This window comes from Streptococcus oralis, assembly GCF_015561235.1.
Classification (GTDB): Bacteria; Bacillota; Bacilli; order Lactobacillales; family Streptococcaceae; genus Streptococcus; species Streptococcus oralis_BK.
This window is the reverse complement of sequence record NZ_JADMTC010000001.1, coordinates 1,450,833-1,474,959: the sequence shown is the minus strand read 5'-3', so window position 1 is coordinate 1,474,959 and position 24,127 is coordinate 1,450,833. Positions and strand designations below refer to the sequence as shown.

At 42.2% G+C, this 24,127-nt stretch carries 23 protein-coding genes and 1 riboswitch; of the genes, 22 read left to right on the top strand and 1 reads right to left on the bottom strand.

Features of this window, described 5'->3' with window-relative positions:
• The first annotated feature begins 259 nt into the window (after positions 1–259).
• The 22 genes from I2H52_RS07515 to I2H52_RS07410 all read left to right on the top strand — a co-directional run bounded on the left by I2H52_RS07515 (position 260) and on the right by I2H52_RS07410 (position 23,660).
• Positions 260–1,039, top strand: a complete 780-nt coding sequence (locus I2H52_RS07515) for an enoyl-CoA hydratase/isomerase family protein (RefSeq protein WP_000048046.1) — start codon at positions 260–262, stop codon at positions 1,037–1,039.
• Positions 1,040–1,054: 15 nt separating this feature from the next.
• Positions 1,055–1,777 (top strand): CoA transferase subunit A, encoded by a 723-nt coding sequence (locus I2H52_RS07510; protein ID WP_000869893.1) that lies wholly within the window; start codon positions 1,055–1,057, stop codon positions 1,775–1,777.
• A gap of 1 nt (position 1,778) precedes the next feature.
• Entirely contained in the window at positions 1,779–2,432 is a 654-nt protein-coding gene (locus I2H52_RS07505; protein WP_000644731.1) for a 3-oxoacid CoA-transferase subunit B, read from the top strand.
• Positions 2,433–2,626: 194 nt separating this feature from the next.
• Positions 2,627–3,535, top strand: coding sequence for a LysR family transcriptional regulator (locus I2H52_RS07500; protein WP_000351428.1), 909 nt, complete (start codon positions 2,627–2,629; stop codon positions 3,533–3,535).
• Between the two features lie 15 nt (positions 3,536–3,550).
• On the top strand, positions 3,551–4,663 hold the full coding sequence (locus I2H52_RS07495) for an acyl-CoA dehydrogenase family protein (RefSeq protein ID WP_000221881.1): 1,113 nt from the start codon (positions 3,551–3,553) through the stop codon (positions 4,661–4,663).
• A 3-nt stretch (positions 4,664–4,666) separates the two neighbouring features.
• Positions 4,667–5,584, top strand: coding sequence for an MBL fold metallo-hydrolase (locus tag I2H52_RS07490; protein ID WP_000137959.1), 918 nt, complete (start codon positions 4,667–4,669; stop codon positions 5,582–5,584).
• Between the two features lie 64 nt (positions 5,585–5,648).
• Positions 5,649–6,629 carry a nitronate monooxygenase gene (locus I2H52_RS07485; RefSeq protein ID WP_256283325.1) on the top strand — a complete coding sequence of 327 codons (981 nt, stop codon included), beginning with the start codon at positions 5,649–5,651 and terminating at the stop codon, positions 6,627–6,629.
• Positions 6,630–6,804: 175 nt separating this feature from the next.
• Positions 6,805–8,778, top strand: coding sequence for a DHH family phosphoesterase (locus I2H52_RS07480; RefSeq protein ID WP_000739996.1), 1,974 nt, complete (start codon positions 6,805–6,807; stop codon positions 8,776–8,778).
• Positions 8,775–9,227 carry a 50S ribosomal protein L9 gene (gene rplI, locus I2H52_RS07475; RefSeq protein ID WP_000864211.1) on the top strand — a complete coding sequence of 151 codons (453 nt, stop codon included), beginning with the start codon at positions 8,775–8,777 and terminating at the stop codon, positions 9,225–9,227. Before I2H52_RS07480 ends, rplI begins: the two co-directional genes overlap by 4 nt.
• A 43-nt stretch (positions 9,228–9,270) precedes the next feature.
• Positions 9,271–10,623, top strand: coding sequence for a replicative DNA helicase (dnaB, locus tag I2H52_RS07470; protein WP_195594885.1), 1,353 nt, complete (start codon positions 9,271–9,273; stop codon positions 10,621–10,623).
• Position 10,624: 1 nt separating this feature from the next.
• Positions 10,625–10,891: a Veg family protein gene (locus tag I2H52_RS07465; RefSeq protein WP_001278165.1), complete on the top strand. Its 267-nt coding sequence runs from the start codon at positions 10,625–10,627 to the stop codon at positions 10,889–10,891.
• 99 nt (positions 10,892–10,990) lie between these two features.
• Positions 10,991–12,100 carry a CHAP domain-containing protein gene (locus I2H52_RS07460; protein ID WP_053092657.1) on the top strand — a complete coding sequence of 370 codons (1,110 nt, stop codon included), beginning with the start codon at positions 10,991–10,993 and terminating at the stop codon, positions 12,098–12,100.
• An 84-nt stretch (positions 12,101–12,184) separates the two neighbouring features.
• Positions 12,185–14,818: a DNA polymerase I gene (polA, locus tag I2H52_RS07455; protein WP_049501318.1), complete on the top strand. Its 2,634-nt coding sequence runs from the start codon at positions 12,185–12,187 to the stop codon at positions 14,816–14,818.
• A 102-nt stretch (positions 14,819–14,920) separates the two neighbouring features.
• Positions 14,921–15,023: riboswitch (TPP riboswitch) on the top strand.
• 72 nt (positions 15,024–15,095) lie between these two features.
• On the top strand, positions 15,096–15,386 hold the full coding sequence (locus tag I2H52_RS07450) for a thiamine-binding protein (protein ID WP_002880743.1): 291 nt from the start codon (positions 15,096–15,098) through the stop codon (positions 15,384–15,386).
• On the top strand, positions 15,349–16,107 hold the full coding sequence (locus tag I2H52_RS07445; protein WP_161800219.1) for an ABC transporter permease: 759 nt from the start codon (positions 15,349–15,351) through the stop codon (positions 16,105–16,107). The genes I2H52_RS07450 and I2H52_RS07445 overlap by 38 nt, the downstream gene beginning before the upstream one ends.
• A 36-nt stretch (positions 16,108–16,143) precedes the next feature.
• Positions 16,144–17,151, top strand: coding sequence for an ABC transporter substrate-binding protein (locus I2H52_RS07440; RefSeq protein WP_049501306.1), 1,008 nt, complete (start codon positions 16,144–16,146; stop codon positions 17,149–17,151).
• A complete protein-coding gene (locus I2H52_RS07435) occupies positions 17,151–17,879 on the top strand; it encodes an ABC transporter ATP-binding protein (protein WP_049501307.1) in 729 nt (242 codons plus the stop codon). Before I2H52_RS07440 ends, I2H52_RS07435 begins: the two co-directional genes overlap by 1 nt.
• Before the next feature lie 118 nt (positions 17,880–17,997).
• Positions 17,998–18,456, top strand: coding sequence for a CtsR family transcriptional regulator (locus I2H52_RS07430; protein ID WP_001211252.1), 459 nt, complete (start codon positions 17,998–18,000; stop codon positions 18,454–18,456).
• A gap of 1 nt (position 18,457) precedes the next feature.
• Positions 18,458–20,890, top strand: a complete 2,433-nt coding sequence (locus tag I2H52_RS07425) for an ATP-dependent Clp protease ATP-binding subunit (protein WP_001109664.1) — start codon at positions 18,458–18,460, stop codon at positions 20,888–20,890.
• 147 nt (positions 20,891–21,037) lie between these two features.
• Positions 21,038–22,096: an AAA family ATPase gene (locus I2H52_RS07420; protein ID WP_000730564.1), complete on the top strand. Its 1,059-nt coding sequence runs from the start codon at positions 21,038–21,040 to the stop codon at positions 22,094–22,096.
• A gap of 9 nt (positions 22,097–22,105) precedes the next feature.
• Positions 22,106–22,885: a nicotinamide riboside transporter PnuC gene (pnuC, locus tag I2H52_RS07415; RefSeq protein WP_049479311.1), complete on the top strand. Its 780-nt coding sequence runs from the start codon at positions 22,106–22,108 to the stop codon at positions 22,883–22,885.
• Between the two features lies 1 nt (position 22,886).
• Positions 22,887–23,660 (top strand): NUDIX domain-containing protein, encoded by a 774-nt coding sequence (locus I2H52_RS07410; protein ID WP_049479310.1) that lies wholly within the window; start codon positions 22,887–22,889, stop codon positions 23,658–23,660.
• A gap of 48 nt (positions 23,661–23,708) precedes the next feature.
• Here I2H52_RS07410 and I2H52_RS07405 read toward each other — a convergent pair whose 3' ends face one another.
• Complete coding sequence (locus tag I2H52_RS07405; protein WP_049484993.1) at positions 23,709–23,939, bottom strand: hypothetical protein; 231 nt, start codon at positions 23,937–23,939, stop codon at positions 23,709–23,711.
• Positions 23,940–24,127 lie beyond the last annotated feature (188 nt).

Below are 24,127 nucleotides of genomic sequence, written 5' to 3'. Positions count from 1 at the left end.
GATCCGATCTCATAGTTACATACCTTATCAAGTGTCTTTCTCCGAAAGTGCCTGATAAGGTATTTTTGCTTTTCCTAAGACTTTGAGGATAGATTGAATGGCTCTATTCTATAAGATGGACTTATAGGTCTATAAATAAAGATTAAGTAGACGGATAGGGAAAAAAGGATTATGATAAAAATGTAAGCTCTTACATTTTGTGTTGGTATTTGTTGACGCTGTACTCTGTACTCAAAATAAATCAAGTAGGAGCAAAACAATGAGTAAAACTGTTTTATTAGAGGTTAAGAATGGTCTTGGCTATCTAACAATTAACCGTCCATCGGCTTTGAACGCTTTAAGTTCAGAAGTCTTAAAGGATTTGAATCTCGTTTTAGACCAAATTGAAGCTAGCGAGGACATTCGTGTTGTCATCGTGACTGGTCAAGGGGAAAAAGCATTTGTCGCTGGAGCAGACATTAAAGAGATGGACCAAATGTCTCCAATTCAGGCTCATGAATACATGACCTATGCGAACGACACCTTTACCCGTTTATCTGAATTGACTCAACCAACTATTTCAGTATTGAATGGGTATGCTTTGGGAGGCGGTCTAGAATTAGCTCTTTCAACTGATATCCGAATCGGCTATGACAAGACAATGGTTGGTTTCCCTGAAGTTGGCTTGGGAATCATTCCTGGTTTTGCAGGTACTCAAAGAATGTCTCGTTTGATTGGTACTAGCAAAACAAAGGAATTAATCTTTACTGCTAGAATGGTTAACGGACAAGAAGCATATGATCTTGGAATTCTTAACAAGTTGGTAGCAGCAGAAGAACTATTGCCTGCGGCAGAAGAGCTGGCAGGAGCGATTATGAAAAATGCACCGCTAGCAGTTGAAAAAGCTAAACATATTATCCAAGTTGGCTCAGAACTCCCTCTGAAAAATGCTATTCGTTTGGAAACAGAAGCGGAAGCTCTACTCTTCTCAACAGAAGATAAGGTAGAAGGAATGCGCGCTTTTGTTGAAAAACGCAAAGCTGTCTTTCAACGTAAATAAGAGAGGAGATAGGTTATGAAAGTTGTAACATTGTCTGAAGCTATTTCCTTGATTCATTCAGGAGATAAAGTTGGTATTTCTGGTTTTCTCGGAGTGGGAGAGCCACTAGAGTTAATTGAGGAACTGGTTCGTCAAAACCAGCAAGATTTGACCTTGGTGTCTGTTGTAACCTCTCAACCCGGTAAGGAAGTTGGAGTTGGTCGACTTTGTGAAAACCATCAGGTTACAAAGTACATTGCAGCCCATGTAGGGACATCCGCTGCTGCTCAGCATGATTATTTCTCGGGAGCCATGAAAGTGGAGTTCACTCCGATGGGAACTGTCGTAGAACGCTTGCATGCTGCGGGCGCTGGCCTTGGAGCAGTCTTAACACCAACAGGTGTAGGAACAATTCTTGAAGATGAACACGAAAAAGTGACTCGAAATGGAAAAGAATATTTGATTTATGATCCATTGAAGATTGATGTTGCCTTGATTAAAGCTACAAAGGCGGATAAGTATGGCAACCTTTATCTGGATGGGACTACTAAAAACATCTCCCTTCAACTCGCTCTAGCAGCTGACACAGTTATTGTTGAGACAAACGAATTGGTTGAAGTCGGAGAAATTGATCCAAATGATATTTACATCCCTGGTATCCTAGTTGACTATGTCGTTCAAGGATTGACACCACAAGAGCATCATCAGATGATGGGAGATCTGTGGACAGAGACAAAGAAACTGGCGGGGGTGAAGTAAAATGAAAGCAAAAGAGATTATCGCAAGACGTGTAGCACTTGAATTTAAAGATGGAGATGTGGTCAATCTTGGTTTTGGGATTCCAAATGCCTCTGCTGATTACATTCCTGAAGGTGTAAATGTTATTTTACAGGCAGAAAATGGCGCTCTTCGATTTGGGGAAACACCTACCAAGGACAACTATAATGCCAATTTAGCGAACTCTGGTGGAGCTCCTATTACATTGTTGCCAGGAGCAGCCTTGTTTGATCTACAAACTTCCTTTGCCATTATTCGTGGTGGACACGTGGATGCAACCGTTCTTGGAGCTCTTGAAGTCAGCCAAGATGGAAGCATTGCGAACTGGATTATCCCAGGGAAATTTGCTCCTGGTATGGGTGGCGCAATGGACTTATTGGTAGGAGCTAAGCGCGTAATCGGGGCTATCCAACATACAACTGCTGATGGGGAATCTAAGTTGTTGAAAGAATGTACCTTGCCACTTTCAGCTAAAGGAGTATTGGATCTTGTCATCACAGAATTAGCTGTTTTTGGATTCAAAGATGGTAAATTCCTGTTGAAAGAGCTGGCTCCTGGTGTGACATTAGAAGAAGTTCTTGAAAAAACAGCTGGGGAAGTCATTGTCTCAGAAGACCTGAAAACAATGCCGATTTAAGCAAAAAAAGAGCTATTTTCTACTTAGTGTGTTATGATATAAACCAGATAGTATTGTAAGCGCTTTATATACAGCGTTAAAATGAAGTATTCGAAATGTTATTTCGATAAAAAGTCAGTAGACAACTATCAAACACTAGAATAGTTGTCTAATTGACTTACTAAAATAGTGAAGGAAAGCTAGGTGATGGGTAAGTGGATATTATCCAAATGAACTATTTCATCAATATCATAGAATGCGGATGCAACCTTTCCATTGCTGCAAAGAAGATTCACATTAGTCAATCAGCCTTGAGTCAATTTGTGACAAATTTTGAAGCAGCTGAAGGGGTTCAATTATTCAATCGCAAGAATGGAAGATTAGAAAGTTTAACAGAGGCGGGACGCAAAATTTATCGTTATGCGACCGAGATTGTGAATCGACATGAAGAAATGCTTTCCATGATCCATATAGAAGCTCAAAAGCAAAAAGGCACCATTAATTTTGGTATTCCGTCCTTGATTTTACGAGTTTATTTTGCTAGTGCCTTGCCTCATTTTCTGAAAAATAATCCTCATATCCATATCCAGGTTACGGAAGGTGGAGGGAAGGAAATTCGTCAAAAAATGGTTGATGGAGATTTGAATCTCTCTATTCTGATAGAGCCTACGAGCCTGGATGCTAAAAAATATGAACAACATATCATTCAATTGGATGAATACGTTGCTTATATGGATAAGGATCATCCGTTGGCTCAGAAAAGCTTGTTGGAATGGTCTGATATTGCTGGTTATGAATTGGCAACCTTCAACAAAACATTTACGACTTATGATTTAGTGACAGAAAAACTTCGTTCACAACGAATTGAGGCTAAATTTGCTTATCTTTCCTCTACTTGGGACTTCCTAGTTGAATCAACTCATCAGACAGATTTGATTGCCCTTTTGCCAAGGCCGGTTGAATATTTTGTGGATAAGAGTCGTTTTAAGGCGGTTAGATTCAAAGATCCGATTCCATTTAATATTTGGTTTTGTAGACCCTATAAAAACTCCTACAATGAAGTAGAGTCTTATGTGTATGAAGAATTGTTGAAAGATTATTACCAACCGTTTTCTGACAACTAAGATGAGGTGAATGCGATGACCTATAATGACGTGCTGGCGCGAGAATTGAAGGCAGACGTGAAAGTGTTGATTCGGGACTATTTCAAGTCTCATGAGGATGAACAACAGTTCCCTAGAGAATTGCTTTATCAGTTTATTGAGCAATTTGATATCTTTTCCTTGCTTTTAGATAGTCAAGATTCTGTTTTGAGAACCGAGTTTTTAACCTTTATTCGCTTGATTTCAAAAGATTTTCCTGCTTTTTCTGCTGTTCTACTAACTCAGGCATGTTATGGTATCTATCCTATTTTACGATATGGGAGTCAGGAACAAAAATCGCGTTATGTAGAACCATTAGTAAGGGGAGAAATCTTAGCTGGCTTGGGATTTTCTGAAGGAAAATTGATGGACAGCTTGGAGGTTATTGCAACAACTGCAAGGAAAACAGAAACAGGTTGGTCTTTAACTGGGAAGAAGTCAATTGTATCAAATTGCCGCTATACAGATATTTTGTTAATCTTAGCCAAGGTTCAAGAAGCTAACGGAGAATATGGATACGGATTTTTCATTGTTGATACGACTCGACCGGGAGTTGCTTTTGGAGATGATATTGCAAAACCTGGTTTACAGGGTTTGCCTGTGAATTCGGTAACTTTTGATCAGGTCATATTGCCAGAAGATAGTCTTCTAGGATTGACGCTAAATGGGGAAACTCAGTTAAATGATATTATCAAAAAATTACAGCTAGGATTAAGCGCTATCTCTATTGGTATCTCTGAGGGAGCTTTTGAAACAGGTCTGGCTTTTGTAAAGGTCAAAAGAAGATTTGGGAAACCATTAATCGATGCGACAGTCTATCAACATCAATTCGCAGACTTGTATACTAAGCTGTGTGCGGCTGAATCTTACTTTGCTTCCTACAAGGATAGGATGAAGGCGGATTCTCTCTTTGTATCTCAGATAAAACTTTATACGACAAAAGTAGCAATTGAGATTTCTGAGGAAATTATTAGATTAATTGGACCTCTTCAAACCTTGGATGACATCCCCATAGACCGTTATCTAAAGGATGCCAAAACGATTGAAATCTATGGAAAATCTGGGGATTCGATTCGTAAAAGAATAGCAGCCCAATGGATAAAGGAGTAAAGCATGACAGAACTCACCTTACAGGAATATCAATTTCATGATATGAAACTGACATGGCTACGTGGAGCCGATAAATTGACGGATGCAGGGACTCTTTTTGGTCCGGTTCCGAAAGTTGTGTGGTCTCGTTACTACCCAACAAATGATGCTAATATGATGGCAGAATTGACGGATCCTATTTTGATCCAGTACAAGGGTAAAAATTACTTGATAGATGCAAGTTTTGATACAGCAAAATTATCTGATAAACAAAGGCGCAACTTAGGAATCTTAACTGAAAGTCGGGTAGAAGAAAGTTTATCTCTTTTAGGACTATCGCCTGAAGATATTGACATCGTGCTGATGACACATATGCATCATGATCATTCTGGTGGCTTGACGCGTGTGAATGATCAAGGAGAGTTGGTTTCCAAGTATTCAAATGCCAAGATTATTGTGAATGATGTCGAATGGTATGAGATGAGAAACCCTAATAATCGAACACGAGGAACTTATCTGAGAGAGAATTGGGAACCGATTCAAGATCAGGTGACGACTTTCTCAGAGTATATCAATGTCATTCCAGAAATCCAAATGATTCACACAAGTGGTCACAGCAATGGCCACAGTATTATCTTGCTCAAACAGGGGAAAGATACGATGATCCACATGGGGGACTTGATGTTATCACATGTTCATCGAAATCCTCTCTGGGTTCCAGCAGTAGATGATTATCCTATGAAATCCATTTTAGCCAAAGAGAAATGGTTGCGTCAGGCTTTTGAGAATCATTACAAGTTTTTCTTTTATCATGATCAATTTTTCGCGGTGGTAGAGTTTGATAAGGAAGGGAAGGAGTTGGTAGATTATGTTCTACGTTCTCGCCCCCCACTTATTCCTTTTACAGATGAGCAGGATCGTAAGCCAGACTTTTTAGGATAGCAGAATATGAGGAGACAAATGTAACATTTTCTTGTTGACGGGGATATTGGTGCACTATGCATCCATTTGCCAACAAGAATCAACAGAAAATAAAAGGAGGACTCATATGTCAATTACAAAACTTTTACAGATTCAATATCCAATTTTCCAAGGGGCCATGGCTCAAATCTCCCACTATCAACTAGCAGCAGCTGTTTCTGAGGCTGGAGGACTAGGAATTATTGCGTCAGGTGGTATGACTGGAGAGCAGTTGCGAGAAGAAATTCGTGAATTGAGAAAGTTGACAGATAAGCCTTTTGGTGTCAACATTATGTTGATGATGAAAAACATCAAGGATATTGTGACTGTTATCATCGAAGAAAAGGTTCCGGTGGTAACTACAGGTGCAGGAACACCTAAGCATATCATGCCTTACTTGAAAGAAGCAGGAATCAAGGTTATTCCAGTTATTGCCAGTGTCAAGCATGCTCAAAAAATGGAAGAATTGGGAGTTGATGCTGTAATCGCTGAGGGTTCAGAAGCTGGTGGGCATATAGGAGAGACCAATACAATGGCTCTTATCCCGCAAATCGTTGATGCGGTATCAATTCCGGTCATTGCTGCCGGAGGTGTGGCAGATGGCCGAGGGCTGGCTGCTGCGATTGCCCTAGGTGCACAAGGAGTTCAAATGGGAACAGTTTTTCTTGCTTCAGAAGAATGTCCAATTTCTCCAGCCTATAAAGAAGCTATTTTGGCGGCAAGTGATACAGCGACTGCGGTTACAGGTCGCATCGCGGGAGCGCCAGTTCGTTGTATTCGCAATGAGATGACAGATCACTATATTGAATTAGAGCAGAAAGGTACAAACCGAGAGGAACTGGAAGAAATTACGATCGGTTCCCTATCTAAGGCTGTCTATGAAGGTGATACAGTTCATGGTTCAATGATGAGCGGACAAATTGCAGGTTTGGTGAAAGACATCAAACCATGTAAGTCTATTTTAGAATCAATTGTGAAACAGGCGCAAGAGCGCCTACAAGACATTCGACTAGAATTAGGTGAATAATGTAATCTAGGCGGAAGATTCTGCACTGATGTGGAAAAAGGAGAGCGAGGCATTTGCTCTCCTTTTTTATGTATGGTTTCTTTAAGAGTATCTTACTATAATAAAAGCAGTGCTTTCTCTTTAAAGGTCGCTTTTTAAGGGCATTTGTGATATAATAATGCGCAAGAGGTTTAGAATGAAAAAAAATAATTTAACTCCGAATTCTGCGATTCTACTAGGGATTGCAACTTTCGGAACCTTAACAATGCTGATTATTTTTTCACAAAATAATGTTGTAACAATCAGTGTCTTGTTTTTATTTGTACTTCTTTATCTGCTTTTATTTGTCTGGCAAAAAAAACAGTATGAAAAGAGCGAAATTGAACAAATCCAATACGTAAATCATCAAGCTGAAAATAGCTTGAGTACTTTGCTTGATCAAATGCCGGTGGGAGTCCTGAAATTAGACTTATCTAGTGGCGAAGTGGAATGGTTTAATCCCTATGCTGAGCTGATTTTAACTACTGAAGAGGGCGAAATTGATGTTGAGTTAATTCAAACCATCATCAAGGCTTCTGTTGGAAATCCTGGTTCGTATGCTACCTTGGGCGAAACACGATATGCTGTTCATATGGACAAGGCTTCGGGTGTTTTGTATTTCTTTGATGTTTCTGGGGAGTACGAAGCAACTGTAGAATTGGTAACTAGCCGTCCAGTCATTGGAGTCATCTCAGTAGATAACTATGATGATTTGGAGGATGCGACATCTGACTCCGATATCAGTCATATCAATAGTTTTGTAGCCAATTTTGTTTCAGAATTTGCTAGTAAGTATGCTATGTTTTCTCGCCGTGTGGGGATGGATCGTTTTTATGTATTCACAGATTACACGGTACTAGAGGAATTGATGAATGATAAATTCTCCGTTATTGATAGTTTCCGAGAAGAATCAAAACAGAGGCAGCTACCCCTAACTTTAAGTATGGGATTTTCTTATGGTGATGGAAACCATGAAGAGATAGGGAAAATTGCCTTGCTCAACTTGAACTTAGCAGAAGTTCGCGGTGGTGACCAGGTGGTGGTCAAGGAAAATAACGAAACCAAGAATCCAGTCTACTTTGGTGGAGGAACTGCTGCGTCTATCAAACGTACTCGTACACGTACCAGAGCCATGATGACAGCCATTTCTGATAAGATTCGAAGTGTTGATCAGGTTTTTGTAGTCGGTCATAAAAATCTAGATATGGATGCTTTGGGCTCTGCTGTTGGTATGCAGTTGTTTGCAAGTAATATTATTGAGAACAGTTATGCTGTCTATGATGCAGACCATATGCCAGCAGATATCGAACGTGCTATTCAGTTCTTGAAGAAGGAAGATGTCACGAAGCTTTTATCTCTTACAGATGCGATGAAGTTAGTTACAAACCGTTCATTATTGATTCTGGTGGATCATTCCAAGACGGCTTTGACTTTGTCAAAAGATTTTTATGATTTGTTCACTCAAACTATTGTTATTGACCATCATAGACGTGATCAGGATTTCCCTGAGAATGCAGTCATCACCTATATTGAAAGTGGAGCAAGTAGTGCCAGTGAGTTGGTCACAGAATTGATTCAGTTCCAAAATTCTAAGAAGAATCGTTTGAGTCGTATGCAGGCCAGTGTTTTGATGGCTGGTATGATGCTGGATACCAAGAATTTCACATCTCGCGTGACGAGCCGAACCTTTGATGTGGCTAGCTATCTGAGAACACGGGGAAGTGACAGTATTGCTATCCAGGAGATTGCTGCGACAGATTTTGAAGAGTACCGTGAGGTAAATGAACTCATTTTACAAGGTCGTAAGTTAGGTTCAGATATCTTGATTGCTCAAGCTAAGGACTCAATGTCTTATGACACAGTTGTTATCAGTAAGGCTGCCGATGCTATGCTGGCTATGTCTGGTATTGAGGCTAGTTTCGTTCTGGCAAAAAATACACAAGGATTTATCTCTATCTCGGCTCGAAGTCGTAGTAAAATCAATGTGCAACGCATTATGGAAGAGTTGGGTGGTGGAGGTCACTTTAATCTAGCTGCCGCGCAAATCGAGGATATGAGTTTGTCGGAAGCAGGAGAAAAATTGACTCAACTAATCTTGGAAGAACTAAAGGAAAAGGAGAAAGAAGAATGAAAGTAATCTTTTTAGCAGATGTTAAAGGAAAAGGAAAAAAAGGCGAAATTAAGGAAGTACCAACTGGCTACGCTCAAAACTTCCTGATTAAAAAGAATTTGGCCAAGGAAGCGACTGCTCAAGCAGTGGGTGAGTTGCGTGGAAAACAAAAATCAGAAGAAAAGGCTCATGCTGAAATGATTGCTGAAGCAAAAGCCATCAAGGCTAAGCTTGAGGCAGAAGAAACAGTTGTAGAGTTTGTTGAAAAGGTTGGACCAGATGGCCGTACATTTGGCTCTATCACTAACAAGAAAATTGCAGAAGAATTGCAAAAGCAGTTTGGTATTAAGATTGACAAACGCAATATTCAAGTGCAAGCACCAATTCGAGCAGTAGGTTTGATTGATGTACCAGTGAAGATCTATCAAGATGTTACAAGTGTCATCAATCTTCGTGTAAAAGAAGGTTAAGTTTACAACTTCTTGACAAGATTGTAAAAGGAAGGAAAGTTGGATGGCAGAAGTAGAGGAACTGCGAGTTCAACCTCAGGATATTTTAGCAGAACAATCTGTTCTGGGAGCTATTTTTATAGATGAGAGTAAGCTCGTTTTTGTCCGAGAATACATTGATTCTCGTGACTTCTTTAAGTATGCTCATCGGTTGATTTTCCAAGCGATGGTAGATTTGTCGGATCGTGGGGAAGCGATTGATGCGACGACGGTTCGGACGATTTTGGATAGCCAAGGGGATCTCCAAAATATTGGTGGCTTGTCTTATCTTGTTGAAATTGTCAACTCAGTACCAACTTCAGCGAATGCGGAATATTATGCTAAAATTGTAGCGGAAAAGGCTATGCTACGTCGCTTGATTTCCAAGTTGACAGAGTCTGTCAACCAAGCCTATGAGGCTTCTAAGCCTGCAGATGAAATCATCGCTCAGGCTGAAAAGGGACTCATTGATGTTAGCGAAAACGCCAATCGTAGTGGGTTCAAGAACATCCGAGATATTCTAAATATCAACTTTGGGAACCTAGAAGTTCGGTCACAACAAACAACGGATATCACTGGTATTGCAACGGGTTACCGTGATTTGGACCATATGACGACAGGTCTCCATGAGGAGGAATTAATTATTCTAGCGGCGCGACCAGCAGTTGGTAAGACGGCCTTTGCTTTGAACATTGCTCAGAACATTGGGACTAAGTTGGACAAGACGGTTGCTATCTTTTCGCTGGAAATGGGTGCGGAAAGTCTAGTAGACCGTATGTTGGCGGCCGAAGGCTTGGTGGAGTCCCATTCTATCCGTACGGGTCAATTGACTGATGAGGAGTGGCAAAAATATACCATTGCTCAAGGGAACCTAGCCAACGCGAGTATCTATATCGATGATACACCAGGGATTCGGATCACGGAAATTCGTTCGCGTTCACGTAAACTGGCTCAAGAAACAGGCAATCTAGGCTTGATTTTGATCGACTACCTACAGCTTATCACAGGTACTGGTCGTGAGAACCGCCAACAAGAAGTCTCTGAAATTTCTCGTCAGTTAAAAATTCTAGCTAAGGAGCTAAAGGTTCCAGTCATTGCTCTTAGTCAGTTATCTCGTGGAGTGGAACAGCGTCAGGATAAGAGACCAGTCTTGTCTGATATTCGTGAATCGGGTTCTATCGAGCAGGATGCGGATATCGTAGCCTTTCTGTACCGTAACGACTACTACGATCGTGCGGGTGAAGAAGAGGAAGGAATTCCAAATAACAAGGTTGAGGTTATCATCGAGAAAAACCGTAGTGGAGCTCGTGGAACGGTGGAATTGATTTTCCAAAAAGAATACAATAAATTTTCAAGTATCTCAAAGAGGGAGGCATAAGATGTCAGATGCATTTACAGATGTAGCCAAGATGAAAAAAATCAAAGAAGAGATCAAGGCGCATGAGGGACAAGTCGTTGAAATGACTTTGGAGAATGGCCGTAAGCGCCAAAAAAACAGACTGGGTAAGTTAATTGAGGTTTATCCATCTTTATTTATCGTTGAATTTGGGGATGTTGAAGGAGACAAACAAGCCAATGTCTATGTTGAATCCTTCACCTACTCAGATATCTTGACAGAAAAGAACTTGATTCGCTATCTAGACTAAGAATCCTAAAATGAAGTGAGCTTTGCTCACTTTTTTCTTTTTCTCCCGAATAGTATAAACGAGGGTAACCTCGGAAATTTATATTATTAAGGAGAATGAATGACGTTTTTTAAATCAGGAGTTAAGAAGAGTAGATATACTCAGTTGGGTTTAGGGCTGGCTACTTTGTTTGTTACAAGTACCTTTTTGTTTGGTGGAGAATCGGTTCAGGCCGATAGTGTAGCGCGTGGAGATGACTATCCGCTTCACTACAAAAATGGTAGTGTTGAAATCGATCAGTGGCGGATGTATTCTCGCCAGTGTACCTCTTTTGCGGCCTTTCGTTTGAGTAGTGTAAATGGCTTTGAGATTCCTCCTGCCTACGGAAATGCGAATGAATGGGGACATCGTGCAAGGCGAGAAGGCTACCGTGTGGATACTAAGCCAGAAGTTGGGGCTATTGCTTGGTCGACAGAAGGATATTATGGGCACGTGGCCTGGGTATCAAATGTATCAGGGGATACGATTGAAATCGAAGAGTATAACTATGGGGTTCGAGAAAAGTATAACCGTCGAAAAGTCAAGGCTAGTTCGATGACGGGTTTTATTCATTTCAAGGATTTATCCGCTAGCCATGGTGCGAGTGAGGGTGCTCGTAGCTCAGAGCTTCCGTCCAGTGGGACAATAGTGTTCACGGGGAAATTGCCAATTATGGACCAGCCAGCAAGCACAGGACAAGTTATTGACTACTATTATGCTGGTGAGAGTGTGAGTTATGATCAAGTTCTTGAAAAGGATGGTTATAAGTGGCTCGGTTATTTGTCTTATAGCGGTTCTAGAAGATATGTGCAGTATGCAGAGCTAAGCAATACAGAAAAAGGCTGGAAAAAAGAAGGAGGGAGTTGGAATTACCGTGAGAACGGGAAACTCGCAACTGGTTGGAAGAAAATAAATGGCAGTTGGTATCACTTTAAAGACAATGGAACCATGTCAACAGGTTGGGTGAAGGATGGTTTGCATTGGTACTATCTAAAGGCATCAGGGGAGATGCAGACAGGATGGCTAAAGGAAAATGGAACATGGTATTATTTGGAGAGTTCAGGGGCTATGAAGTCTAGCCAGTGGTTCCAAGTAGGAGGAAAGTATTACTACGTCAATGCTTCAGGGGCTTTAGCAGTGAATACCACTGTGGATGGCTATCGAGTGGATAGTAACGGAGCTAGAATCTAGAAAGAATATAAAAAAGAGGGCTTCACTACCATTTGCCTATTCTTTCCGATGGTATTTTTCCCTGCTTTCCTTTATAATGGGTGTATGGACAAGAAAAAATTATTATTAATTGATGGATCTTCAGTTGCTTTTCGAGCTTTTTTTGCGCTCTATCAGCAGTTGGATCGTTTTAAAAATGCTAATGGCCTTCATACCAATGCAATCTATGGCTTTCAACTCATGTTGAATCACGTCTTGGAGCGTGTTGAGCCCAGTCATGTTTTGGTAGCTTTTGATGCAGGTAAGACGACTTTCCGTACAGAGATGTATGCAGACTACAAGGGTGGTCGTGCTAAAACTCCAGATGAGTTTCGTGAGCAATTTCCCTTCATTCGTGAGTTGCTAGATCATCTTGGGATTCGCCACTATGAGTTGGCCCAGTATGAAGCAGATGATATCATCGGGACCCTAGGTCGCTTGGCTGAGAAGGATTCTTTTGAAGTGACTATTGTCAGCGGAGACAAGGACTTGATCCAGTTGACGGATGAGCATACGGTGGTCGAGATTTCCAAGAAAGGTGTGGCTGAGTTTGAGGCCTTTACGCCAGACTATCTCATGGAAAAGATGGGCCTCACACCAGCTCAGTTCATTGATCTTAAGGCTCTTATGGGGGATAAGTCTGATAATATCCCTGGTGTCACTAAGATCGGTGAAAAGACGGGTATCAAGCTCTTGCTAGAACACGGTTCGTTAGAGGGTATTTATGAAAATATCGATGGGATGAAGGCTTCTAAGATGAAGGAAAATCTCATCAATGACAAGGAACAAGCCTTCCTGTCTAAAACCTTGGCGACCATTGAGACTCAGGCACCGATTGAGATTGGCCTTGATGATTTGCTTTATAGTGGACCAGATGTGGAAAATCTCGGGAAATTCTACGATGAGATGGGCTTCAAACAGCTCAAGCAAGCTTTAAATGTGTCATCAACGGATGCGCCTGAAAGTTTGGATTTCACTATCGTTGACCAAGTCAGTCAAGACATGCTGAGCGCCAACTCTATCTTCCACTTTGAGCTTTTTGGTGAGAATTACCATACAGATGACTTGGTTGGTTTTGCCTGGTCCTGTGGGGATAAACTTTACGCTACAGACAAACTTGAGCTCTTGCAGGAGCCGATTCTCAAGAATTTTCTAGAAAAAACACCTCTGAAAGTGTATGACTTTAAGAAAGCGAAGGTTCTTTTAAATCGTTTGGGCTTGAATTTGCAGGCCCCTGCTTTTGACAGTCGTTTGGCCAAATACCTCCTCTCTACTGTCGAGAACAATGAAATTTCAACCATTGCGAATCTCTATGGCCAGACTTATTTGGCTGATGATGAGACCTTCTACGGTAAGGGGGTCAAGAAAGCTATCCCTGAGAGAGAGAAATTCTTGGAGCACTTGACTCGCAAGGTTGCTGTATTGGTTGAGACGGAGCCTGTTTTGCTTGAAAAACTCAGTGAACACGGGCAGTTAGATCTTCTCTATGACATGGAGCAACCTCTGGCTTTTGTCCTTGCCAAGATGGAAATTGCTGGAATCAAGGTTAAAAAAGAAACCCTACTTGAGATGCAAGCTGAAAATGAGATTGTCATTGAGCGACTCACCCAAGAGATTTATGAGCTGGCTGGTGAGGAATTTAATATCAACTCACCTAAACAGTTGGGCGTACTTCTCTTTGAAAAACTGGGACTTCCTCTAGAATACACCAAGAAAACCAAGACAGGTTACTCGACAGCAGTGGATGTGCTGGAGCGTCTGGCTCCTATTGCACCGATTGTCAAAAAAATTCTAGACTACCGTCAGATTGCTAAGATTCAATCGACTTACGTGGTTGGCTTGCAGGATTGGATTTTAGATGATGGCAAGATCCACACGCGCTATGTGCAAGATTTGACTCAGACTGGGCGTTTGTCTAGTGTAGATCCAAACTTGCAAAATATCCCTGTTCGCTTGGAACAAGGTCGCCTCATTCGTAAGGCTTTTGTGCCAGAGTGGGAGGATAGTGTCCTTCTTAGCTCCGACTATTCACAGATTGAGTTGCGCGTTTTGGCGCATATCTCTAAGGATGAGCACTTAATCAAGGCCTTCCAAGAAGGAGCAGATATCCATACTTCGACAGCTATGCGTGTCTTTGAAATTGAACGTCCTGAGGATGTGACGCCAAACGACCGTCGCAATGCCAAGGCTGTCAACTTTGGAGTGGTTTACGGGATTTCAGATTTTGGTTTGGCGAACAATCTTGGTATTAGTCGTAAGAAGGCCAAAGCCTACATTGATACCTACTTTGAGCGTTTTCCTGGGATTAAAAACTATATGGAAGAAGTGGTACGTGAAGCGCGTGACAAGGGATATGTAGAGACCCTCTTCAAGCGTCGTCGAGAGCTACCAGATATAAATTCGCGCAACTTTAACATTCGTGGTTTTGCAGAGCGAACTGCCATTAACTCCCCTATTCAGGGTTCGGCAGCAGATATTCTCAAAATTGCTATGATTCAGCTAGACAAAGCTCTGGTTGAGGGTGGTTATCAGACCAAGATGCTCTTGCAAGTGCATGATGAAATCGTCCTTGAGGTTCCGAAATCAGAACTAGCAGCTGTCAAAGTACTAGTGAAACAAACCATGGAAGAAGCCATCCAGCTTAGTGTCCCACTCATTGCTGATGAGAATGAAGGGGCAACCTGGTACGAGGCTAAATAAGAAAGCTATGATAGAGTTTGAAGCATTTGTCTTCAAACTCTTTTTCATAGTTTTCTGTAAGCAGTTTCCTTGACTTTTCCTTGCATTTGCGTTACTATATTCCATATAAGATATGGGAGTCTGTGTACAGTCTGAGAGGAAGTGTTAAACTTCGACCGCACCTGATCTGGGTAATGCCAGCGTAGGGAACGATACTTAGCCGAATTCTGCACCTTTTCCATATATGGCAAAGGTTTTTCTTTTTGTTCAAAAGGAAAGCCGAGAAGAGGAGGATTTTATGAAAGCAAGCATTGCCTTGCAAGTCTTGCCCCTATCACAGGGGATTGATCGAATTGCTATTATCGATCAAGTGATTGCTTATCTGCAAGCTCAGTCCGTGACTATGGTGGTGACACCCTTTGAAACGGTCTTGGAAGGGGAGTTGGATGAGCTCATGCGCATTCTCAAAGAAGCGCTTGAAGTGGCCGGGCAGGAGGCAGATAATGTCTTTGCCAATGTCAAAATAAATGTAGGAGAGATTTTAAGTATTGATGACAAACTTGAAAAGTATACTGAGACGACACATTAGTCTATTGGGTTTTCTAGGAGTCTTGTCAATCTGGCAGTTAGCGGGCATATTCAAACTTTTACCCAAGTTTATCCTGCCAACTCCTCTTGAGATTCTCCAGTCCTTTGTTCGTGACAGAGAATTTCTCTGGTACCATAGCTGGGCGACCTTGAGAGTGGCTTTACTAGGTCTAGTTCTAGGAGTCTTGATTGCCTGTCTTATGGCGGTGCTCATGGATAGTCTGACTTGGCTCAATGACTTGATTTATCCTATGATGGTGGTTGTTCAGACCATTCCGACCATTGCCATAGCGCCTATCTTGGTCTTGTGGCTAGGCTATGGGATTTTGCCCAAGATTGTCTTGATTATCCTGACGACAACCTTCCCTATCATCGTCAGTATTTTGGACGGTTTTAGGCACTGTGACAAGGATATGCTGACCTTGTTTAGTCTGATGCGAGCAAACCCTTGGCAAATCCTGTGGCATTTTAAAATCCCAGTCAGTCTGCCTTACTTTTATGCAGGTCTGAGGGTCAGTGTCTCCTATGCCTTTATCACAACAGTGGTATCTGAGTGGTTGGGAGGCTTTGAAGGACTAGGTGTCTACATGATTCAGTCAAAGAAACTGTTTCAGTATGACACCATGTTTGCCATTATTATTCTGGTGTCGCTTATCAGCCTTCTCGGTATGAAGTTGGTCGATATCAGTGAAAAATATGTGATCAAATGGAAACGTACTTAAATAGAGCGTTTTAGAAAAAGAAAAGAGGAAATGAAAATGAAGAAAACATGGAAAGTGTTTTTAACGATTGTAACAGCTCTTGTAGCTGTCGTACTTGTGGCTTGTGGTCAAGGGACTGCTTCTAAGGACAACAAAGAAGCAGAACTCAAGAAAATTGACTTTATCCTAGACTGGACACCAAATACCAACCACACAGGGCTTTATGTTGCCAAGGAAAAAGGTTATTTCAAAGAAGCTGGAGTGGATGTTGACTTGAAATTGCCACCAGAAGAAAGTTCTTCTGACCTAGTGATCAATGGCAAGGCACCATTTGCTATCTATTTCCAAGACTACATGGCTAAGAAATTGGAAAAAGGGGCAGGGATTACTGCCGTTGCCGCTATCGTTGAGCACAATACATCTGGAATCATCTCACGTAAATCTGACAATGTCACCAGTCCAAAAGACTTGGTTGGGAAGAAATACGGAACTTGGAATGACCCGACTGAGCTTGCTATGTTGAAAACCTTGGTGGAATCTCAAGGCGGAGACTTTGAGAAGGTCGAAAAAGTACCAAACAACGATTCAAACTCGATCACACCGATTGCCAACGGTGTCTTTGACACTGCTTGGATCTACTACGGTTGGGACGGTATTCTTGCCAAATCTCAAGGTGTAGACGCCAACTTCATGTACTTGAAAGACTACGTTAAAGAGTTTGACTACTATTCACCAGTTATCATCGCAAACAACGACTATTTGAAAGACAATAAAGAAGAAGCTCGTAAAGTCATCCAAGCCATCAAAAAAGGCTACCAATACGCTATGGAACACCCAGAAGAAGCTGCAGATATCCTCATCAAGAATGCCCCCGAACTTAAGGAAAAACGCGACTTTGTCATCGAATCTCAAAAATACTTGTCAAAAGAATACGCAAGCGACAAGGAAAAATGGGGACAATTTGACGCAGAACGCTGGAATGCTTTCTACAAGTGGGATAAAGAAAATGGTATCCTCAAAGAAGACTTGACTGACAAAGGCTTCACCAATGAATTTGTGAAATAATGACAGAAATTAGACTAGAACACGTCAGCTATGCCTATGGCGATGAAAAGATTTTAGAAGATATCAACCTGCAGGTGGCTTCGGGTGAAGTGGTTTCTATCCTAGGTCCAAGTGGTGTAGGCAAGACTACCCTCTTTAATCTAATCGCTGGAATTTTAGAAGTCCAGTCGGGAAGAATTGTCCTTGATGGAGAGGAGAATCCCAAGGGGCGCGTGAGTTATATGTTGCAAAAGGATCTCCTCTTGGAGCATAAGACAGTCCTTGGCAATATCATCCTGCCCCTCTTGATTCAAAAGGTGGATAAGGCGGAGGCCATTGCCCGAGCGGATGACATCCTTGCGACCTTTCAGCTGACTGCTATACGAGATAAGTATCCTCATGAACTCAGTGGTGGGATGCGTCAGCGTGTAGCCTTACTCCGCACCTACCTTTTCGGGCACAAGCTCTTTCTCTTGGACGAGGCTTTTAGTGCCTTGGATGAGATGACCAAGATGGAACTTCACGCTTGGTATCTGGCGATTCACAAACAGCTGGAGTTGACGACCTTGATCATCACCCACAGCATTGAGGAAGCCCTCAATCTAAGTGACCGTATCTATATCTTGAAAAATCGGCCTGGACAGATCGTCTCTGAAGTCAAACTAGATTGGTCTGAAGATGAGGACAAGGAAGTTCAAAAGATTGCCTACAAACGTCAAATCTTGGCAGAATTAGGCTTAGATAAGTAGAAAAATAGGGAGTTGGTGAAGATTATCCTTTACCAGCGCTCTTTTTCTTTTAAAAATGAGAAAATTTCGGTATAATAGTCAAAGATAGTCAAGGTTCAAAGAAGGAGTTTGATTTACTATGAGATTTAAAAATACATCAGATCATATCGAAGCCTATATCAAGGCAATTTTAGACCAAGCTGGTATCGTGGAATTGCAGCGGAGCCAGTTGGCAGATACCTTTCAGGTTGTGCCAAGTCAGATCAACTATGTCATTAAGACACGTTTTACTGAAAGCAGAGGTTACTTAGTTGAGAGTAAGCGTGGTGGCGGAGGCTACATTCGCATCGGACGGATTGAGTTTTCCAATCATCATGAGATGCTCCGCGATTTGCTTTACTCGATTGGTGAGCGAGTTAGTCAGGAGATTTATGAGGATATTCTCCAGCTTTTGGTGGAGCAGGACTTGATGACCAAGCAGGAGATGACCTTACTGACTTCTGTAGCAACAGATCGTGTTCTAGGGGAGGAATCCTCAGTTGTCCGTGCCAATATGCTCCGACAGCTATTACAAGAGGTAGATAGAAAAGAGAAGTAAGATGAATTATTCAAAAGCGTTGAATGAATGTATCGAAAGTGCCTACATGGTTGCGGGCCATTTTGGAGCTCGATATCTAGAGTCTTGGCATTTGTTAATTGCCATGTCCAATCACAGTTACAGTGTGGCAGGTGCGACTCTAAATGATTATCCTTATGAAATGGACCGTTTAGAAGAGGTTGCGTTAGAACTGACTGAAACGGACTATAGCCAAGACGAAACCTTTACGGAATTGCCTTTTTCCCATCGTTTGGAGGTTCTCTTTGCAGAAGCAGAGTATGTGGCCTCAGTGGTCCATACTAAGGTGCTAGGGACAGAGCATGTCCTCTATGCGATTTTGCATGATGGCAATGCCTTGGCAACTCGTATCTTGGAGAGAGCAGGCTTTTCTTATGAAGACCAGAAAGATCAGGTCAGAATTGCTGCTCTTCGTCGCAATCTAGAAGAGCGTGCTGGATGGACAAGAGAAGACCTTAAGGCATTGCGTCAGCGCCACCGTACCGTGGCAGATAAGCAAAATTCCATGGCCAATATGATGGGCATGCCTCAGAATCCAAGTGGCGGTCTAGAGGACTACACGCATGACCTGACAGAGCAAGCGCGCTCTGGCAAGTTAGAGCCAGTTATCGGTCGTGACAAGGAAATCTCACGTATGATTCAGATTTTGAGTCGGAAGACCAAGAACAATCCTGTCTTGGTTGGAGATGCTGGTGTCGGGAAAACAGCTCTGGCTCTTGGACTTGCCCAGCGTATTGCTAGTGGGGATGTACCTGCGGAAATGGGCAAGATGCGCGTTTTGGAGCTTGATTTGATGAATGTTGTTGCGGGAACACGTTTCCGTGGAGATTTTGAAGAACGCATGAACAACATTATCAAGGATATCGAGGAAGATGGTAAGGTAATCCTCTTTATCGATGAACTCCACACCATCATGGGTTCTGGAAGTGGTATTGACTCTACTCTGGATGCGGCCAATATCTTGAAGCCAGCCTTGGCTCGTGGAACTTTGAGAACGGTTGGTGCAACCACTCAGGAAGAATACCAAAAACACATCGAAAAAGACGCAGCTCTTTCTCGTCGTTTTGCCAAAGTGACCATTGAAGAGCCAAGTTTAGCTGACAGCATGACCATTTTGCAAGGTTTGAAGGCTACCTATGAGAAACACCACCGTGTGCAAATCACAGATGAAGCTGTCGAAACAGCTGTTAAGATGGCGCATCGTTACTTGACTAGTCGTCACTTGCCAGACTCTGCTATCGATCTATTGGATGAGGCGGCAGCAACAGTGCAAAACAAATCCAAGCATGTGAGAATGGACGAATCGGACTTGAGTCCAGCTGACAAGGCCTTGATGGATGGCAAGTGGAAACAAGCAGGCCAGCTAATCGCAAAAGAACAAGAATTGCCTGTCTATAAAGACTTGGTGACAGAATCCGATATTTTGACCACCTTGAGTCGCTTGTCAGGTATCCCAGTCCAAAAGCTGACGCAAACAGATGCTAAGAAGTACCTGAACTTGGAAGCAGAACTGCATAAACGCGTCATCGGACAAGATCAAGCTGTTTCAAGTATTAGCCGTGCCATTCGCCGTAATCAGTCAGGTATTCGTAGTCACAAGCGTCCGATTGGTTCCTTTATGTTCCTAGGGCCGACAGGAGTCGGTAAGACCGAATTGGCCAAGGCTCTGGCAGAAGTCCTCTTTGATGACGAATCAGCCCTTATTCGCTTTGATATGAGTGAGTATATGGAGAAATTTGCGGCTAGCCGTCTCAATGGAGCTCCTCCGGGTTATGTGGGCTACGAAGAAGGTGGGGAGTTGACTGAGAAGGTTCGCAACAAACCATACTCCGTTCTTCTATTTGACGAGGTAGAAAAGGCCCACCCAGATATCTTTAATGTTCTCTTGCAGGTTCTGGACGACGGCGTCTTGACAGATAGCAAGGGGCGCAAGGTTGATTTTTCAAATACCATTATCATCATGACGTCAAACCTTGGTGCGACGGCTCTTCGTGATGACAAGACGGTCGGCTTTGGGGCCAAGGACATTCGTTTTGACCAGGAAAATATGGAAAAACGAATCTTTGAAGAGTTGAAAAAAGCTTATCGACCAGAGTTTATCAACCGTATTGATGAAAAGTTGGTCTTCCATAGCTTAGATAGCGAACACATGCAGGAAATTGTCAAGATTATGGTGAAACCATTGATTGCTAGCCTCGCTGAGAAGGGCATCGACTTGAAACTGCAAGCTTCAGCGTTGAAGTTACTAGCAAGTCAAGGATATGATCCAGAAATGGGAGCTCGCCCACTTCGCAGAACCCTGCAAACAGAAGTGGAAGACAAGCTAGCAGAACTCCTTCTCAAGGGAGAACTAGTAGCAGGCAAGACCCTCAAGATAGGTGTTAAAGCTGGTCAATTAAAATTTGATATTGCTTAAAAATGGAGAGTCAGGAGCAATCCTGATTCTTTTTTTTGCTACTTTTTTATAAAAAATGATAAAAAACTATTGACAAAACAAAAATATAGTATATAATAAAAACATAGAAAATAAAAATATCAAAAATTATAAAAAGGTAAAACGTTTATGAAAAAGAAAACAGCAGTGGTATTTGGGACCTTTGCCCCTCTCCATCAAGGGCATATCGATCTGATTCAGCGAGCGAAGCGTCAGTGTGACCAGGTCTGGGTAGTCGTTTCAGGCTACGAGGGAGACCGAGGGGAGCAGGTAGGTTTAAGTCTTCAAAAACGATTTCGCTATATCCGAGAGGCTTTTTGTGATGACGAATTGACCTCTGTCTGCAAGCTGGATGAGACCAACCTTCCCCGTTACCCTATGGGCTGGCAGGAGTGGTTGGACCAGATGTTAGCAGAGATTTCCTATGATGAAAACCAGCAAGAACTGACTTTTTTTGTAGGAGAAGCAGACTACCAGCAAGAGCTAGCTAAACGTGGATTTGGCACCGTCTTGAAAGAAAGAAAGTTTGGTATCTCAGCGACTATGATTCGAGAAAATCCAAGCAAATATTGGAAATACATCGCTCAACCCTTCCGTCGTCAGTTTACCAAGAAAGTGTTGATTATGGGAAGTGCTAGCAATGGGAAGACCACTCTGGCCAAGGATTTGGCAAGGTATTACGATGCACCCGTTAGTCTGGAATACGCGCGTGAGTACCAGATCAAAAACAATGTCCGCGACGATGAATTGACTCCAAAGGATTACTACTATCTCCTGTTGGGACAGTATGACCAGACCTCCAAGTTAATCGATAGCAATGCCAATCGAGGTCTAGTGATAGCCGATACCAATTCATTGGTAACCAAGGGTTACTATGACTATTACATGGAGACTGAGGACCAAGGGGACTTATCAGGAGAAACCTTTGACAATCTCTTTGTTTCAATCTTGGCCAAGGAAAAATGGGACTTGATTCTCTTCGTGCAACCTGTCGGTTCCTATGTCAATGACGGATTTAGAGATATGACCATGGCAGAAGACCATATTCGCTACAGTTTTTCCCAGCATTTGGATCAGATGAGGGAGCGATACTTAACCAACATTCCACTAGTTTATCTAGCAGAGGATTATCTAGGCAATTATGAAGCAGCCAAAGTGGCTATTGATGCTATTTACCAAGCAGATTAGGAGAAAAATATGAAAAAACTAACTGAAAAAATCACACAATTTATCGAAAACTTTAAAAATGTCCATGCTGAAGCTCGCAAGATCGGTTTTGCAGGAATCATGCGCCTGCTATGGAAAGATCTCTTTGTCGGCCGTAGTCTTTTCCAGTGGTTGTATCTCATCGCCTTGTCAAGTGTTCCCTTGATCTTGGAATTCACTCAAAATACGGAAAGCCATGACTGGTTGAGCTTGTTTGCATCTTGGACTGGGATTGTCTGTGTCATCTTGGTAGCAGAAGGGCGTGCAAGCAATTATCTCTTTGGGGCTATTAACTCGGCTATCTATTTGATTTTGGCCATGAATGCGACTTTTTATGGCGAAGTCTTGACGACTGTTTACTTCTTTGTCATGCAGCCGATTGGTCTCTATGCTTGGTTGTCCAATCGTATCAACGACCAAGGAAAACCAGAAGAATCCCACTTTGAAGCTAAGAAATTATCTGTTCTTGACTGGCTCAAGTACTTAGCCTTGACTGCCATTATCTGGATTGGTATGGGCTTGGCTTACCAAAGTATCAATAGTGCTCGCCCTTTCCGTGATAGTGTTACCGATGCGACCAATGGTGTTGGTCAGCTCTTGATGACACGTCTTTACCGCGAGCAATGGATTTTCTGGATTGCAACCAATCTCTTTAGTATCTACCTCTGGTGGGGTGAAAATATCCACATCCAAGGGATGTACTGGGTTTACACACTCAATAGTCTAGTGGGTTGGTACCAATGGACCAAGGCAGTTCGAAAGGAGGCATAAGATGGCAGACATAAAGATTCCAGAAGGGATGACGGAAAAAGAATATTATGAAATCCATGCCAGTCAGGAGGAGTTTTTAGACTGGTACTACAAGCAGGAACTCCCTCAATATGAAAAACCAAGTGTGACAGTAGATATGGTAGCCTACTGCTTTGTCGAAGGAAAGATCAAGCTCCTGCTAATCCGTCGCAAGGCCCACCCTTATCAAAACTGTTTGGCTCTGGTTGGAGGCTTTATGGATAAGGGAGAGGATGCTGCGCATGCCTGTCAACGCGAGGTGAGAGAAGAAGTCAATCTCGATCTACCTTTGGAGAAAATCGAGCAATTAATGACCGTATCGACTCCCGAGCGTGATCCACGGGGGTGGACAGTGACCATTGCCCACTTAGTGTACCTACCTAGTCGTGCCTTAGACCTCATTCAGGCAGGTGACGATGCCAAGGATGTCGTTTTCGTAGATGTCGATTTTCAGACAGGCAAATGCTACCTAGATGGAGTCGAGCTGGACGAGCAAGCCTTCGCCTTTGACCATTATGCCATTATCCAAGAATCCATCAAACGAATCCAAGGCCGTCTCGATTGGAATCCGACCTTCCTCTATCTGCTGGAGGAGGAGTTCACTGTCTATGAAGGAACCGAACTGGTCAATCTCATCAACCCCGGTCGGCCCATCGTCAGCAATAACTTTCTCGTAAAATACGGAGAATATGTAGAAGAAGTTGGACTCAAACGAGTACCCAAAAAGAAACCAAGAAAAACCTATCGATTGAAATAAAAAACGAGGCCGGGAACTTTTCCCGACCTTTTTATTTATCATCATTTTTTATGAATGGCTATCTTTCTTAGAATTGCTCAACAGGTGAGTAAAGAAGTCTTTATATCGATACTTGAGATAGTTCTCGTGCAAAAATAACAAAGCGATATAAACAATCATAAAGATTATAGTCAGATAGAAGACATCAAATGCAGTTCGCGCATAGTAAGTGGCTGATTGATAAGAGCCAATAGCTCCCAAAATCAACCAAGGAAGATACTTGTAATACTTATTTAACATAAGAGTGCACCTCCTATATTCTATTTCAATGTTATTATATTCCTTTATCTAATACAATGCAAGCGATTACATAGGGGCATGCAAAAAATAGGACTCTAATTTTAAAAATTTTCTATTTTTTCGTTTCAATTACGAATAGAAATAGTAGAGAGAAATTTTTTAAAATAGTTTCTCTAAATAGTTGACAG